The 14,693-nt window shown below is 52.1% G+C and carries 13 protein-coding genes; 9 read left to right on the top strand and 4 right to left on the bottom strand.

Going from position 1 to position 14,693, the window contains the following annotated elements:
- Positions 1 to 42 precede the first annotated feature (42 nt).
- Complete coding sequence (locus tag EHT87_RS19085; RefSeq protein ID WP_124908265.1) at positions 43 to 486, top strand: SRPBCC family protein; 444 nt, start codon at positions 43 to 45, stop codon at positions 484 to 486.
- A gap of 78 nt (positions 487 to 564) precedes the next feature.
- On the opposite strand, the gene gcvP is transcribed toward EHT87_RS19085, so the two are convergent.
- Positions 565 to 3,447: an aminomethyl-transferring glycine dehydrogenase gene (gene gcvP, locus EHT87_RS19080; protein ID WP_124908264.1), complete on the bottom strand. Its 2,883-nt coding sequence runs from the start codon at positions 3,445 to 3,447 to the stop codon at positions 565 to 567.
- A 267-nt stretch (positions 3,448 to 3,714) separates the two neighbouring features.
- On the opposite strand from gcvP, the gene rfbF reads away from it, so the two are divergent.
- From rfbF to EHT87_RS19040, 8 genes are read left to right on the top strand one after another with little or no spacing between them, the layout of a single operon-like run.
- Entirely contained in the window at positions 3,715 to 4,485 is a 771-nt protein-coding gene (rfbF, locus tag EHT87_RS19075; protein ID WP_124908263.1) for a glucose-1-phosphate cytidylyltransferase, read from the top strand.
- Between the two features lie 13 nt (positions 4,486 to 4,498).
- A complete protein-coding gene (gene rfbG, locus EHT87_RS19070; protein WP_124908262.1) occupies positions 4,499 to 5,596 on the top strand; it encodes a CDP-glucose 4,6-dehydratase in 1,098 nt (365 codons plus the stop codon).
- Positions 5,593 to 6,144 carry a dTDP-4-dehydrorhamnose 3,5-epimerase gene (gene rfbC, locus EHT87_RS19065; RefSeq protein WP_185716286.1) on the top strand — a complete coding sequence of 184 codons (552 nt, stop codon included), beginning with the start codon at positions 5,593 to 5,595 and terminating at the stop codon, positions 6,142 to 6,144. The genes rfbG and rfbC overlap by 4 nt, the downstream gene beginning before the upstream one ends.
- Positions 6,145 to 6,147: 3 nt before the next feature.
- Positions 6,148 to 7,374: a class I SAM-dependent methyltransferase gene (locus EHT87_RS19060; protein WP_124908261.1), complete on the top strand. Its 1,227-nt coding sequence runs from the start codon at positions 6,148 to 6,150 to the stop codon at positions 7,372 to 7,374.
- Positions 7,371 to 8,231, top strand: a complete 861-nt coding sequence (locus EHT87_RS19055) for an NAD-dependent epimerase/dehydratase family protein (protein WP_124908260.1) — start codon at positions 7,371 to 7,373, stop codon at positions 8,229 to 8,231. The genes EHT87_RS19060 and EHT87_RS19055 overlap by 4 nt, the downstream gene beginning before the upstream one ends.
- Positions 8,224 to 8,955, top strand: a complete 732-nt coding sequence (locus tag EHT87_RS19050) for a cephalosporin hydroxylase family protein (RefSeq protein ID WP_124908259.1) — start codon at positions 8,224 to 8,226, stop codon at positions 8,953 to 8,955. The genes EHT87_RS19055 and EHT87_RS19050 overlap by 8 nt, the downstream gene beginning before the upstream one ends.
- 20 nt (positions 8,956 to 8,975) lie before the next feature.
- Positions 8,976 to 10,211 carry a glycosyltransferase family 2 protein gene (locus EHT87_RS19045; RefSeq protein ID WP_124908258.1) on the top strand — a complete coding sequence of 412 codons (1,236 nt, stop codon included), beginning with the start codon at positions 8,976 to 8,978 and terminating at the stop codon, positions 10,209 to 10,211.
- Positions 10,212 to 10,223: 12 nt separating this feature from the next.
- Positions 10,224 to 11,378 carry a glycosyltransferase family 4 protein gene (locus tag EHT87_RS19040; RefSeq protein ID WP_124908257.1) on the top strand — a complete coding sequence of 385 codons (1,155 nt, stop codon included), beginning with the start codon at positions 10,224 to 10,226 and terminating at the stop codon, positions 11,376 to 11,378.
- A 9-nt stretch (positions 11,379 to 11,387) separates the two neighbouring features.
- On the opposite strand, the gene EHT87_RS19035 is transcribed toward EHT87_RS19040, so the two are convergent.
- The 3 genes from EHT87_RS19035 to EHT87_RS19025 form a co-directional block, all read right to left on the bottom strand.
- Positions 11,388 to 13,463: a DUF7657 domain-containing protein gene (locus tag EHT87_RS19035; protein WP_124908256.1), complete on the bottom strand. Its 2,076-nt coding sequence runs from the start codon at positions 13,461 to 13,463 to the stop codon at positions 11,388 to 11,390.
- A 62-nt stretch (positions 13,464 to 13,525) separates the two neighbouring features.
- The gene (locus EHT87_RS19030) at positions 13,526 to 13,927 is read right to left on the bottom strand and encodes a DUF2304 domain-containing protein (protein WP_124908255.1); all 402 of its coding nucleotides are present in this window, start codon (positions 13,925 to 13,927) and stop codon (positions 13,526 to 13,528) included.
- Between the two features lie 6 nt (positions 13,928 to 13,933).
- Positions 13,934 to 14,653: a glycosyltransferase family 2 protein gene (locus tag EHT87_RS19025; protein ID WP_124908254.1), complete on the bottom strand. Its 720-nt coding sequence runs from the start codon at positions 14,651 to 14,653 to the stop codon at positions 13,934 to 13,936.
- Positions 14,654 to 14,693 lie beyond the last annotated feature (40 nt).

The raw sequence follows: 14,693 nt of genomic DNA, 5'->3' as shown, positions 1-14,693 counted from the left end.
GCCTTAAAATAACCCCATCTTTGTTCTAAAAAACAACAAATCATGGAAAACAAATCATTCAAAATCACCATCGACGCATCCCGCGAAACCGTATGGAATGTGCTCTGGAATGACGCAACGTATCCACAATGGACATCGGTTTTCAGCGAAGGGTCACGGGCCGAAACCGACTGGAAAAAAGGCAGCAAAGTGCTGTTTCTCGATGGCAAAAACGACGGAATGGTTTCGGTGATCGAGGCCAATACGCCCAATGAGTATATGTCGTTTAAACACCTGGGTGAAGTTAAAAACGGCGTGGAGGATCTGGACAGTGGTGCTGGCAAGGATTGGGTTGGTTCTTTAGAAAATTACACGCTTAAAACCGCAGACGGTAAAACCGAGTTGACCATCGATATGGATATCGCGGACGAATACAAAGATTATTTCCTGAAAACCTGGCCGAAGGCGCTGGAAAAAGTGAAAGAACTGGCCGAAACCAGGCATTGACGATTGAAGCCAACGGCATAAAAAATACCGCGCCTGTTCGGGGCGCGGTATTTTTTATGGCTTAAACTTTTCGAAGAATCACGAAGCCGTTTCCACAGCCTCCTGCGCATATTCCTCCACCGGCAAACACGCGCAAACCAGATTCCGGTCGCCGTAGGCGTTGTCGATCCGGCTGACACTTGGCCAGAATTTGCGGGCTTTCACATACGGCAACGGGAAAGCGGCTTTCTCGCGGCTGTAGGGGCGATCCCACTGGTCGGCGATGAACACACTGACGGTGTGGGGCGCATTTTTGAGAACGTTATTGACTTTGTCGGCTTTGCCTTCTTCGACCTCCCGAATTTCGGCCCGGATGCTGATCAGGGCTTCGCAAAACCGGTCGAGTTCGTCTTTCGATTCCGATTCCGTCGGCTCGATCATCATCGTTCCCGGCACCGGAAACGAAACCGTCGGCGCGTGGAAACCGTAGTCCATCAGCCGTTTCGCAATGTCTTCCACCTCGACGCCGGCGGCTTTAAACGGCCGGCAATCGACGATCATTTCGTGCGCGCAACGGCCATTTTTGCCGGTATAGAGAATCGGGTAGTGTTCTTCCAGCTTCGCTTTCAGGTAGTTGGCATTCAGAATAGCGGTTTTGGTCGCATTCGTCAGTCCCTCTCCTCCCATCATGGCAATGTACGCATACGAAATCGTCAGGATGCTGGCCGATCCGTACGGAGCCGCCGAAACCGCGTGAATGGCTTGTTTGCCACCCGTCTCCACCACGGCATGACCCGGCAGGAACGGGACCAAATGCGGCACGACACCAATGGGGCCCATGCCCGGTCCACCACCGCCGTGCGGAATACAGAACGTTTTGTGCAGGTTGAGGTGACAAACGTCAGCCCCGATGGTTGCCGGACTGGTCAGGCCCACCTGCGCGTTCATGTTGGCGCCGTCCATATACACCTGACCGCCGTGCTCGTGAATAATATCACAAATTTCCTTGATGGTTTCTTCAAAAACGCCGTGCGTCGATGGATACGTGACCATCAGACAGGACAGGTCGCTGCTGTATTGCTCGGCTTTCGCTTTCAGGTCGGCCACGTCGATGTTGCCGCGCTCGTCGCACTTCACAATCACGACTTTCATACCGGCCATTACGGCGCTGGCGGGGTTCGTGCCGTGCGCCGACGACGGAATCAGCGATACATTCCGGTGGCCGTCGTTGCGGCTTTCGTGGTAGGCCCGAATGACCATCAAACCGGCGTATTCGCCCTGGGCTCCGGAGTTCGGTTGCAGCGAGATCCCCGCAAAACCGGTAATTTCACTCAGCCAGTGGCTCAAATCTTCCACCAGTTTATGATAGCCCAGCACCTGATCTTTCGGCGCAAACGGGTGTACACCCCCAAATTCCGGCCAGGTAACCGGAATCATTTCGGCGGTCGCATTCAGTTTCATCGTGCAGCTGCCGAGCGAAATCATCGAATGCACCAGCGAGAGGTCTTTTTCTTCCAGTGACTTCAAATACCGCAACATCTGATGCTCGGTATGGTGCGTATTAAAAACCGGGTGTGTCAGGTAGGCCGATTTCCGAATCAGGGACTCCGGCCAGTTGATCGCCAGCGTATCGATAGCCGCATCCAGATCGCCGGTAACCCCGAAAACGTCCAGCAGTTGAACGACATCGTCAACGGTTTTGACTTCATCGAACGAAACACAGACCTTTTCATCGTCGATATACCGCAGGTTGATTCCCGCCGTCCGCGCCGACTTCCGCAGCGATTCCACGTCATCGACCTCGACCATTACGGTATCGAAATAATGATGCGTATGGATTTTGTAGCCATTCCAGCGCAACAGCGTGGCGAATAATTTGGTCAGACCGTGCACCCGCTCGGCAATGGCCCGGAGCCGTTGCGGACCGTGATACACGGCATAGCTACCCGCCATGACCGCCAGCAAAACCTGGGCCGTACAAATATTGGACGTCGCTTTTTCCCGGCGAATGTGCTGTTCGCGGGTTTGCAACGCCATCCGGAGGGCCTGATTTCCCTCCGCATCGATGGAAACCCCAATAATCCGACCCGGAATCTGCCGTTTGAATGCTTCTTTGGTAGCGAAAAAAGCCGCATGCGGACCACCGTAGCCCATGGGAACGCCAAACCGCTGTGACGAACCGACAACGACGTCGGCCCCCATTTCACCGGGAGGAGTCAGCAGCGTAAGACTCAGCAAATCAGCGGCTACGGCTACAAAAACATTCTGCTCGTGAGCCGCCGTAATCAAATCGGTGTAATCAAACACTTCGCCGTCGGACGCCGGATATTGCAGCAGCATACCGAACAAATCGTCGGACGTGATATTTACCTTTTGGTGATCGCCCACCTGAACGTTGATATTCAAGGGCGTGGCACGGGTTTTGATGACATCAATCGTCTGCGGGTGGCAGCTTTCCGACACGAAGAAGGTCGCTGCGTTCTTTTTAGCCGCCGGACGTTGGGCATACAGCACGTGCATGGCTTCGGCCGCAGCCGTGGCCTCATCGAGCAGCGACGCATTGGCGATTTCCATGCCCGTCAAATCGATGACGACGGTCTGAAAATTCAGCAGTGCTTCCAGACGGCCCTGAGCGATCTCGGCCTGATACGGTGTGTAGGCCGTATACCAGGCCGGATTTTCGAGTATATTGCGCAGAATAACGTTCGGCGTAATGGTATCGTAATAACCCGTACCGATGTACGATTTATTGATTTTGTTCAGTTGAGCCAGCTTTTTAAAATCGGCCAGAAACTGGTGTTCCGATTTGGCTTCGGGCAGATCGAGCGGTTTTTCAAGCCGAATAAGCGCCGGAACGGTCTGGTCGATGAGTTCGTCCACCGAATCGACGCCGATGGTTTTTAAAATAGCGTTTGTTTGAGAAACATCCGAGCCGTTATGACGGTCTTCAAAACGTTCCTGATAGTGCAGGTTAAGCTTCATTATCAGTGAAGTGTGATTGAAAGCAATGAGATAACCGGGTTACGTTTCGGCCATCGTTATCAATGATGTAATTACAAAAATACAAAGAATAAATGAACCCGATTGGTTCCCGCCGACGAATCGGGCTACGATTTGATTTTATCCGGTAAATGTGTAAAATTTTAATTCTCCGGCACAAAAAATAACGCTCAACAGCCAAAGCAATCCTATATTAACAGCAATTTTTTAATCAAACTCAATAGTTGTTTGTCAACAAAACAGATCGGAATGAAAGTTGTCATTTTAGCCGGAGGTTTAGGAACACGACTGAGCGAAGAAACCACGGTGAAACCAAAACCGATGGTGGAAATCGGAGGAATGCCCATTCTTTGGCACATCATGAAGATTTATTCTTCCCACGGCTACAATGACTTCATTATCTGCCTGGGGTATAAAGGCTACCTGATCAAAGAATACTTCGCCAATTATTTCCTTCACCAGTCCGATATCACGATTGATCTGGCTACCAATCAGTTAATCATGCACGACTCGGCCGCCGAACCCTGGAAGATAACCCTGGTGGATACGGGCAAAGACAGCATGACCGGCGGACGCATCAAACGCATCCAGCGACACGTTGGAAATGAGCCTTTTATGCTGACGTATGGCGATGGCGTTGGCGATGTGAATATCACGGAGCTGGTTGCTTTTCACCGGAAACACGGCAAATTATGCACCCTGACGGCGGTGCAGCCATCCGCCCGGTTTGGGGCGCTGGATGTGGGCGAAGATCATACCGTCCAGTCGTTTCTGGAAAAACCCAAAGGCGACGGTGCCTGGATCAATGGCGGTTTTTTCGTCTGTGAACCGGCGGTTTTCGGCTATATTGAGGACGATGGCACCGTCTGGGAACGCAAGCCGATGGAAACCCTGGCGGCCGAAGGGCAGATGATGGCTTTTAAACACGCTAGTTTCTGGAAACCCATGGACACCCTCCGCGACAAACTGGAACTGGAAACCGCCTGGAATACCGGGCAGGCGGAGTGGAAAAGCTGGTAATTTTAGCAGAACGATGACAACACTTTTTTCGGGCATTTATCGGAATAAAATCGTCTTGATTACCGGCAATACCGGTTTCAAAGGCTCCTGGCTGGCCTATTGGCTTCATCAACTGGGAGCCCATGTGGTTGGGTATGCCTTGCCCGCGCCAACCGTGCCCAATCACTGGGGCTTACTCGATGTACCGATTTCGTCCCAAACCGGTGACATCCGGGATCTGAATACCCTGCAACACACGTTCGACCTTTATAAACCGGACATCGTTTTTCACCTGGCAGCCCAGTCGCTGGTGCGGTATTCGTATCAGCATCCGCTCGAAACCATCGAAACAAACATCATCGGCACGGCCCATGTGCTGGAATGCGCCCGGCAGTCGGCTTCGGTGCGGGCTGTCGTTGTGGTGACCAGCGATAAATGCTACGATAATCCGGAAGATGGCAAACCGCTCGTCGAAACCGATCCGATGGGCGGCTACGATCCGTACAGCATGTCGAAAGGTGGTGCCGAATTAGTGACCGCCAGTTACCGGAATTCGTTTTTCAATGTCGGTCAATACGGCCAAACGCACCGGGTTCTGGTGGCCAGTGCGCGGGCCGGTAACGTTATCGGCGGGGGCGACTGGGCCGACGACCGCCTGATTCCGGATTTGATAAAAACGACCCAAAGCGGCCAGCCGGTTGTGATTCGCAATCCGGAAGCCGTCCGGCCCTGGCAGCACGTTCTGGAACCGCTTTCCGGGTATTTGCTCCTCGGTCAGCACCTGCTCGAAGGCAATCCGGCGGTGGCAGGTGGCTGGAATTTCGGTCCGTTGCTGTCGGACGTTTTATCCGTTCGGGAGATTGTGCGCCAGGCGCGGCAACAATGGGATGCAATTTCTTGTCAGGAAATACCGACCGAAACCAATCCGCACGAAGCACATTTTCTGAGCCTGGATTGCACCAAAGCACACCAGCAGTTGACCTGGCAGCCGGTTTGGGACACGCCGACGGCTTTACGGTATACCATTAAGTGGTACAGGACGTATCATCAGGAAAACCGGGTCGATACAAACGCGGAACTGGAAGCGTATGTGCAACAGGCGAAGGACGCCAAATTAAGCTGGGCCGTATGACTTTTACCGAAACCGCTTTAGCCGGCGCCTTTGTCATTGCCCCAAAACTGTTCCGGGACAACCGGGGCTGGTTTGCCCGCACCTACTGCCGCCGGGATTTCGAAGCCGTTGGGCTGGTGGCCGACTGGGTGCAGATGAATCACTCGATGACGCAGCAAACCGGAGCCATTCGCGGGATGCATTACCAGAAACCGCCCCACGCCGAAATCAAGCTCGTGCGCTGCGTGGCTGGCCGGGTATTTGACGTCATTATTGATTTGCGGGCCGGATCGCCGACGTTCGGACACTGGTTTGGCACGGAGCTGTCGGCAGAAAATCAGCAGATGCTGTATATTCCGAAGGGATTTGCGCACGGTTTTCAAACGCTGACGGAGAACTGCGAGCTGATTTATTGCCACAGCGACTATTATACGCCCGGCAGCGAAGGCGCGGTTCGGTACGACGATCCGCGGATCAGCATCGAATGGCCGCTGCCAGCCGCCGACCTGTCGGCGCGGGATGCCGCCCATCCGCTTTTGGACCCTTCTTTTCACGGTTTAACTTTCTAATTCATGGAGTGCCGCTTCTGTAAAACTCCGCTGCAACACGTCTTTATCGATCTGGTGAATTCACCGGCATCCAATTCATTTCTCACTGCCGAACAGCTCAATGAGCCCGAAACCTTTTATCCGCTCAAGGTTTTTACGTGCCATGCCTGCTTTCTGGTTCAGGTTGACGAATACAAAAAATCTGACGCCATTTTTGATGGAGACTACGCCTATTTCTCTTCATTTTCAACCAGTTGGCTCGCTCACGCCCGGCAGTATGTCAGCCGGATGACCGAACGGTTTGGGCTCGGCAGCGATTCTCAGGTGATCGAAATTGCGTCGAATGACGGGTATTTGCTCCAGTATTTTGTCGAAAAAAACATACCGGTTTTAGGTATCGAACCCACGACGAATACGGCGGCCGTTGCCATCGAAAAAAATATACCAACCCTGACCCGCTTTTTTGGGGTCAAACTGGCACGCGAGTTGATTGCACAAGGAACAAAGGCTGATTTATTACTCGGCAACAACGTGCTGGCGCATGTTCCCGCTATTGTGGATTTTGTGGCCGGTATGAAAATTATTCTGAAGCCGACGGGCGTGATTACGATGGAATTTCCGCATTTGCTGCAACTGGTTGAAAACAACCAGTTTGACACGATATATCACGAACACTTTTCGTACCTGTCGTTCCAGACGGTCAGGCAGATTTTCGAATCGCAGGGGCTGGTGCTGTTCGATGTGGAGGAATTGCGGACGCACGGCGGCTCATTGCGGATTTATGCCCGGCACCGGGAGGACGAGAGCCAACCGGTTTCGCCCAGTGTAGCGGTCCTGCTTCGGAAAGAGACCGATACCGGCCTGGTGGACCTGCGTTATTACGAAGGTTTTCAGCAAAAGGCGCTGCGGGTTAAGCTGGAACTGACTGATTTTCTGATTAAACAGAAACGGGCGGGCAAAACCGTTGTGGCCTACGGAGCGGCTGCCAAAGGCAATACGTTGCTGAATTATTGCGGGATCAAAAACGATCTGATCGAATTTGTGGTCGATGCCAACCCGGCCAAACAACATAAATTTCTGCCCGCCAGCCACATCCCGGTGGTGCAGGAAACCGCTCTGCGGGCGCGAAAACCGGATTTTGTCCTGATTTTACCCTGGAACCTGCGCGACGAGATCATGCAGCAACTGGCATACATCCGGGAATGGGGTGGGCAGTTTGTTGTACCAATTCCAAGCCTGACAACGCTATGACGATTCTGGTCACCGGTGCCACCGGTTTTATTGGTCAACACGTCGTCGGGCAATTGCTGGCGACCGATGGCGTTCGGGTGCTTGCGACGGCCCGAACCGAGCCGCCAACCGGAAAAACCGCCTGGCTTTCGAGGGTTCCGTTTACCCCGTTCGACCTCAGCACCGACTGGGGCGACACGGACCTTTTTGCCTATTTCGGCCATCCCGACGCCGTCATACACCTGGCCTGGCAAGGTTTGCCGGACTACCAATCACTGGCGCACGTCGAAACCTACTGGCTACAGCATTACCGGTTTTTAACCAATCTGATCAGCAACGGCCTCACCGACCTGACCGTAACTGGAACCTGCCTGGAATACGGGTTACAAAGCGGTTGTCTTTCGGAGGATCTGCCAACCCAGCCCACGACAGCCTACGGTTTGGCAAAGGATAACCTGCGAAAAGCCCTCGACCTGTTTCTGAAAAACCATGCGGTATCGTTCAAATGGCTGCGGTTATTTTACATGTATGGAAAAGGGCAGAATCCGAAGTCGCTGCTGGCGCAGGTTGAAGCAGCCGCCCGCCGGCACGAGCCGGTATTTAACATGTCGAAAGGAGAGCAGCTACGGGATTATTTACCGATGACTACCGTAGCGGCCTACCTGGCAAAAACCGCTTTACAGCAAAACGTGACCGGCAGTATCAATTGTTGCAGCGGCCAGCCCATTGCCGTACGCACGCTGGTGGAACGGTTTATGCAGGAAAATAACTATGCCATGACGCTCAATCTGGGCCATTATCCGTATCCTGATTATGAACCGCTGGCTTTCTGGGGTGATAATCGAAAACTACAAAATCTACTGTCCAATCATGACTGATCCAATTGAAGCGTTTAAACAGGAACGCACCGAGCGCATTGCCACCTACCCTTCCCAGCCTGATTTGGTGGCTGCGGCTGCGGCTTTTAACCTGACATCCAACCGGGACAAATATTCGTACAATTTCACCTGGATGGGCCGGCCGATTATACAGTATCCGCAGGATATGATCGCCATGCAGGAGTTGATCTGGCAATTGAAACCGGATCTGATCATCGAAACCGGTATTGCCCACGGTGGTTCGCTGATTTTTTATGCGTCGATTCTGGAACTCATCGGCAAAGGCGAAGTACTCGGCATCGACATCGACATCCGGGCGCATAACCGCCGTGAAATTGAAAACCATCCCATGTATAAGCGGATCACGATGCTGGAAGGCTCCGCGATCGATGAAACGCTGGCGGCCGAAGTGGCGAAACGGGCCGAAAGCAAGCAAACGATCATGGTTTGCCTCGATTCGAACCATACGCATGACCATGTTTTGCGGGAAATGGAATTATATGCCCCGCTGGTAACGGTCGGTTCGTATCTGGTTGTTTTCGACACGATTGTGGAAGACTTGCCCGCCAACTCCTACGACCGGCCCTGGAACAAGGGCAACAACCCCAAAACCGCCGTGTGGGCGTTTTTAAAGCAGAATCAGGATTTTGAGATTGACCACGAAATGGATCATAAATTGCTTATTTCGGTGGCACCGGAGGGCTATTTGAAACGGATTCGGTAACGGTTTAAAACGATCCGGTTATGAAAGAGCCTAAATACACCGTTGTTGTTCCCACCCGCGAACGGGCGGATACCTTGCTGCATTCGCTGCGGACCTGCGTCACCCAGGAATATGATAATCTGACAATTCTGGTTTCGGACAACTGCAGCCAGGACAATACGGAGGAAGTGGTCCGGTCGTTCAACGATCCGCGGATTCAGTACGTCAATACGGGAAAACGGCTCAGTATGTCTCATAACTGGGAATTTGCGCTGTCGCATGTGAAGGAAGGGTACGTGACATTTCTGGGCGACGACGACGGCCTGCTGCCCGATGCGGTGCGGGACGTCAATGATCTATTCAACGAAACCGGCTTGCAGGCTGTGAACATGAATCCGGCCCCGGATTTTTATTTCTGGCCCAGTTACTTCAATAAAAAACAGGCTAACATGCTGAAAATTAGCTTTCAAAGTGGATTCGTTATCAAGCAGGGGAAGGAGGTATTACAAAAAGTGCTGCGGTGCCGGGAAGACTATTTGCCGCTTCCGTTCGTCTACAGTTCTTTTGTCAGCATGACGGCGATCGACCCGATCAAACGGAAAACCGGTGCGTTTTTTCGGTCGCAAATCCCGGATGTGTATTCCGGAATTGCCCTGGCGAACCAGGTAGGACCGTATGTGCACTCAAAAAAGCGGTTGCGGATTTCCGGAGCGTCTTCGCACAGCACGGGCATGTCGCAGTTTAACTACAATGCCAACAAAAAGGCGATGGACCAGTTTGCCAGCGAGCCCAACATTCCCTTTCATCCGGCCTTGCAGTATTGCCCGTCGTACACGTACCTGATGGCCGAAAGTTTCCAGCAATCCTTCGACGCGGGCCTGAATCCGGACGAGAAAGCGGCTTTTGACTGGATGCCCTTCATCGAGACGGCGATTAAAGAAGCCAATACGAAATTTCATTCCCAGCGCGATAACATCCTGAATGTCACCCGGTATATTGCCGAAACCAATCACCTTGATCGTGAACACGTCGAGAAATTGATCAATGCGTCGACCAGCCGCCTGAACAATATAATTCCTTACGATCTGAAGCGGTATTCGTACCCGTTTCTGCTCATCGACGCATCGACGTACGGGGTGAAAAACATCTTCGACGCCTGCCAGCTTCACCGAACCATTTATGATAATCCGGGCCGGTATTGGCTGAAAAGCACCACCTGGAAAGATATGTTCCGGATGGTTTTTGGCGAACTTGCCGACCGTTATACCTCAGCCTGACCGATTTCGCGTATGAAAATCCTGTACATCCTGGACAATTATTACCCGCACATTGGCGGAGCCGAATTGCTGTTTCAGCGTCTGGCAGAAGGATTGGTACGACGGGGCATGTCGGTAACGGTTCTGGTGCCTAAAAATTACCCGGATTATCTGGATGAAGAAACCCACAACGGCGTTCATATTATCCGGCAAAAAGTGCCTTCGTTCGCGCAACGGTATTTTTTTATGGTGCTGGCCATTGTTCGCGCCGTTCGTCTGGCAAACCAGCACGACGTCATCCAGACCGCAACGTACAACGCTATTGTTCCGGCCTGGATTGCCCGTAAACTAACCGGTAAAAAAGCGATTCTGACGGTTTATGAAGTCTGGGACACCAAATGGTATACGCTGAGCGGCCAATCGCGCTGGAAAGCTGGCCTGTTCCGCCTGTTCGAACGGCTTCTGCTGACCTTTCCCTTCGACCGGATCGTTTGTATTTCGGACAGTACGCTGCGCGATTATGTTCGCCTGTTTCCATCAGCGCCCGTATCCCGGATTTATCCCGGCGTCGATTACGATGACTTTGAGAAAAACCGGCTCAGCGACGAACAGCGGGCGGTTTTTCGGCAGGAAAAAGGCTACAGTGCCGACGATTTTCTGGTAATAGGATTTGGTCGGCCCGGTATTTCCAAAGGATTCGATTATTTGGTAGATGCCGTTCCGCCGGTGTTGAAAACGCAATCCAACGTCCGGTTTTTATTCATCTGGCCTTCGGCACCGAATTTTATTTCGTTGCGGGATTCACTCGTTCAACGGCTCGATCGTTTCCGGGCTGGCCCGGCGGTTCGGGTTCTGGACAAACAGTCGCGAACGGATTTGTTGCAGTATATTCAGGCTGCCGACTGCGTGGTGGTGCCTTCGCTGGCCGAAGGATTCGGATACGCTGCCGTGGAAGCCTGCATGCTGGGCCGCAGCGTGGTTTCTACGACGGCCGGTTCCATTCCGGAAGTCATTAGTGGCCATTACCGCCTGGTGCAGCCGGGCGATAGCGACGCGCTGGCTGCGGCTATTGTCGACATGGTTCATCAGCGCAGCCACTATTCTCCCCCGCGGTATTTCGAAAACGAAACCATGATTGATCAGTATCAGGCGCTGTTGAGGGCTGAAATTCCCTCGGTTTCCCGGTAAATCTTCTCCTTACTCATTAATCCGGTAGATTTCAACCGAGCCCAATTTATCGACCAGTTTAAGGCAACGGGTTTCAGCGGGTTGTGGAGTCCGGTCGAAGATGAAGTATTTGGTATTCAACTTCTTCAGCCGTGGTGAACACGGATCGAGCGCAACCTGATACCCATCTTCGAACGTATTCTGGATCACGATGGAATCCCGGCCATCGATATACGTATTGTAAACGGTATGGGCGTAGCGGTTATAAGCCGAATCGCGCTTTGCTGTAGGGTCCAGCACCCGCATGGTTTTGAAATCCGGCAGATACTTGATTCCGCTCAGCTGGTTGACGCCGGTTGCCGTCACGAGATACGTAATGTACTGACTCCCCAAAACCACCCAGCGGGCGGTAGGGTCCTGCTCATGAATAGCCCGAATTTTCTGGTAGAGAAGATGTTGCGTTAAGGGCGCTGTTCCCTTGGCAACCGGGTTGATGCCCAGGTTGGGGAGCGAAAACAGAACCAGCGCCAGCCCGATCACCACTTCCTTATACCGGAACGTGCTGACCGGTAACATCAGAAAGTTTAAGGCCAGAAAGAACGCTGTCGGCAAGAAGAGTTGATGGGCTTTGTAAAAACCGTCTGAATCGGTCAAATTGAGCCAGGCGGCATACACCATAAAAGCAACAACGCCTACAACAAGTAACCCACTCACCAGCGGTTTCAAGGCCATCTTTTTGTCCTGGATATAATTCAGATACAGAACCGCCAGCACGACATTCCCGATGCCAAACGGAATTTGCGTGCGTCGGGTCGGGCTCATATCCATCAGCGTTAGTTTCGCCAGTGCAGCCGGATAACCGACTTCGATCCAGATCCAGAGCAGCACGACATAAACAAGCAGAAGCGTTAGAAGCGGATCGATCTTGCGGAGCGTGGCAAAATAGAAAGCCATTCCAACGGCAATGACGGGCGTAAACGTCACAAAGTGAGACAGTTCGCAAATATTGAGCCAGCCTTTCGGGAATTTCTGATCGTCGAGCAACCAGCCGGAATAATACTCCGAAAACCAGTTGGCAATGAAGCCCGTTCCACCGGTTTCACTCCGTTTTCCGGGATAAACCGTCTGCGACATCACGTCGATCGTAGCTTTGGCTTCCATGTAATACTGATACAAAACGAAGCTAATCAGGGCGAAGGCAATGGCAAACGTGACGGCTTTACTGCCCAGTTGGGAAAAGAGCTGTTCCCGGCGAAAATTACCGGCAACAAAGCCGATCAGAATAAAAACCAGCAAATAACCAATCGAAACCTGGTAGGGCGGATACAAATTGAGCGCGTAGGCAACCAGGGACCAGGCAAACAGCAAACCCGCCCAAATCAGCGTACTGCGTTTTTGGGCATAGAACAGGTAGATTGATGAAATCAGCAGCAAACCGCCGGAGATCATACTCGTTAGCAGCGAAAAAGACCACCAGGCAAAACCGGGCGAAAGCAAAAGCCAGATGGCCCCGCAGACCGATATCCAGAAATTGTTGCGGGTAAGAATCAGAAACAGCAGGGTGGTTACGATCAAACTTCCCAGCAACATAAAATTCCAGCGCCAGGCCAGGCCAAAATCCGTATTGATAAAAAAGCCCCAATAGTCGGGCCGAAAGAGCATAATAAAGTGCTTGACGGGCAAATACAGCACCAGCGACGGTTTTTCACCCCCAATGGCCGGGTTTTCCACCGGATAATTCTGGTTGGCCTGTGAAAGTGTAAACGGCACCATAGCCGCCCACTCATCCATGCGAATGGGGCGCGGTTTGCCGGAAATAAGCCCGCGTTTGGGGTCCGATCCGTCCGGAATAACCTGATTCCAATACGGCAGGGAAGAGTAATGAATTTTGGCCAGCGTCAGCAGCAGAAACAGGCCGATGCAAATACCGATGAACCACTTTAACCGCTTATTGAAATCAAGTAACTGAAACGCGTTGGGATTACCGGCTGGTTTTTCCGGTGTCGCAACCGATCGGTTTGCGGGCAGATCAGCCTTTGGATTCTGAAGGATACTTTTGGACGGTACAGGTTGGGAGGTGGCCGGTATTTTTTTCTTTTTAGACATAGTCAAAAGGTCTATTTTTAGGCAGTATTACGGGATCGAAACGGTTGAAACGGGTCAAGATCTCACGTTAAATTCGAGTGCTTTTTCGTCTCCGGCACAAACTTATCAGGAGTCTCCAAATCCTCCACTTCTTTTTTCAGCATGGCTACTTCATGCGTCAATTCCTTGATCGAATTTTGCAGTTTGGAATTTACCACGGATAAGTGGACCAGAAAACAGATAATGGCAAAAATGGCGGCCAAAAAGATGAGCGAAGGTGGATAAAAAACGCCCAACAGGACCGAAATCTTGGTTAATCCATCCCGCCAGGCCGAAAAAACGATCAAGATGATTGCGCAAACAATCCAGATGAAGGAATATTCTTCGCGTAATTTTCCCCTGACAATCAGCCGGGCGATGAACGCCATGAAAATCAGGGTGCCGATCAGGCTGAAAAGCTGAATGGTGATGGGGAGCGATTCCATTTGCGGTTATATTTTTCGTAAGCGGATGTAAACAAACAGGGTACCCATGGTTACTTTAAACAGGTAATAAATGGATTGGATAAAGGTAATCGACGACGTTCCGCCCTGGCGTTCTTCCATCAGAACCGGCACTTCCAGCAGCCTTAGGTTATGCAACCCGAACTGGACAATAGCCTCAGGTTCAGGGTATTCATCGGGATAATACGCATTGACGATTTCAATCGTTTTGCGATTGAACGCCCGAAAGCCCGACGTGCTGTCGTGTACGGTTTTATGGATGAGCAACTGGTTGAGCCACCGAAAGTAACGAATTCCGATTCGCCGGACAAAAGACGACTGGAAGCCCTGCCGTTCCAGAAAACGGGAACCGATGACGACATCGGCCTGGTCTTCAAAAATCGGCTTGAGTAGCTTTATCAAGCCCTCGGCGGGATGCTGGCCGTCCCCATCGACCTGAACTGCCACATCATAGCCTTTGCGGTAGGCATACTTATAACCGGCCTGCATGCAGCCACCAATACCGAGATTGACGGGCAGATCGAGATGCAGACAATCCAGCGTGCGGACAACCGCCATCGTATTATCGGTTGAACAATCGTTGACCACCAGCGTGTCCAGCGTCAGGCCGAATCGGGTCTTTACCCAGTGAATATCATTGACAACGGCCGCAACCGAACTCTGCTCGTTGTAGCACGGAACCACCACCAGCACCCGAAGTGACTTCATTTTTCTTAAGTAGGTAGAACGTTGGACGTGAGAAAGACGG

It is taken from the genome of Larkinella knui (genome assembly GCF_003858645.1).
Taxonomy (GTDB): Bacteria; Bacteroidota; Bacteroidia; order Cytophagales; family Spirosomataceae; genus Larkinella; species Larkinella knui.
This window is presented reverse-complemented; position numbering and strand designations above follow the sequence as displayed.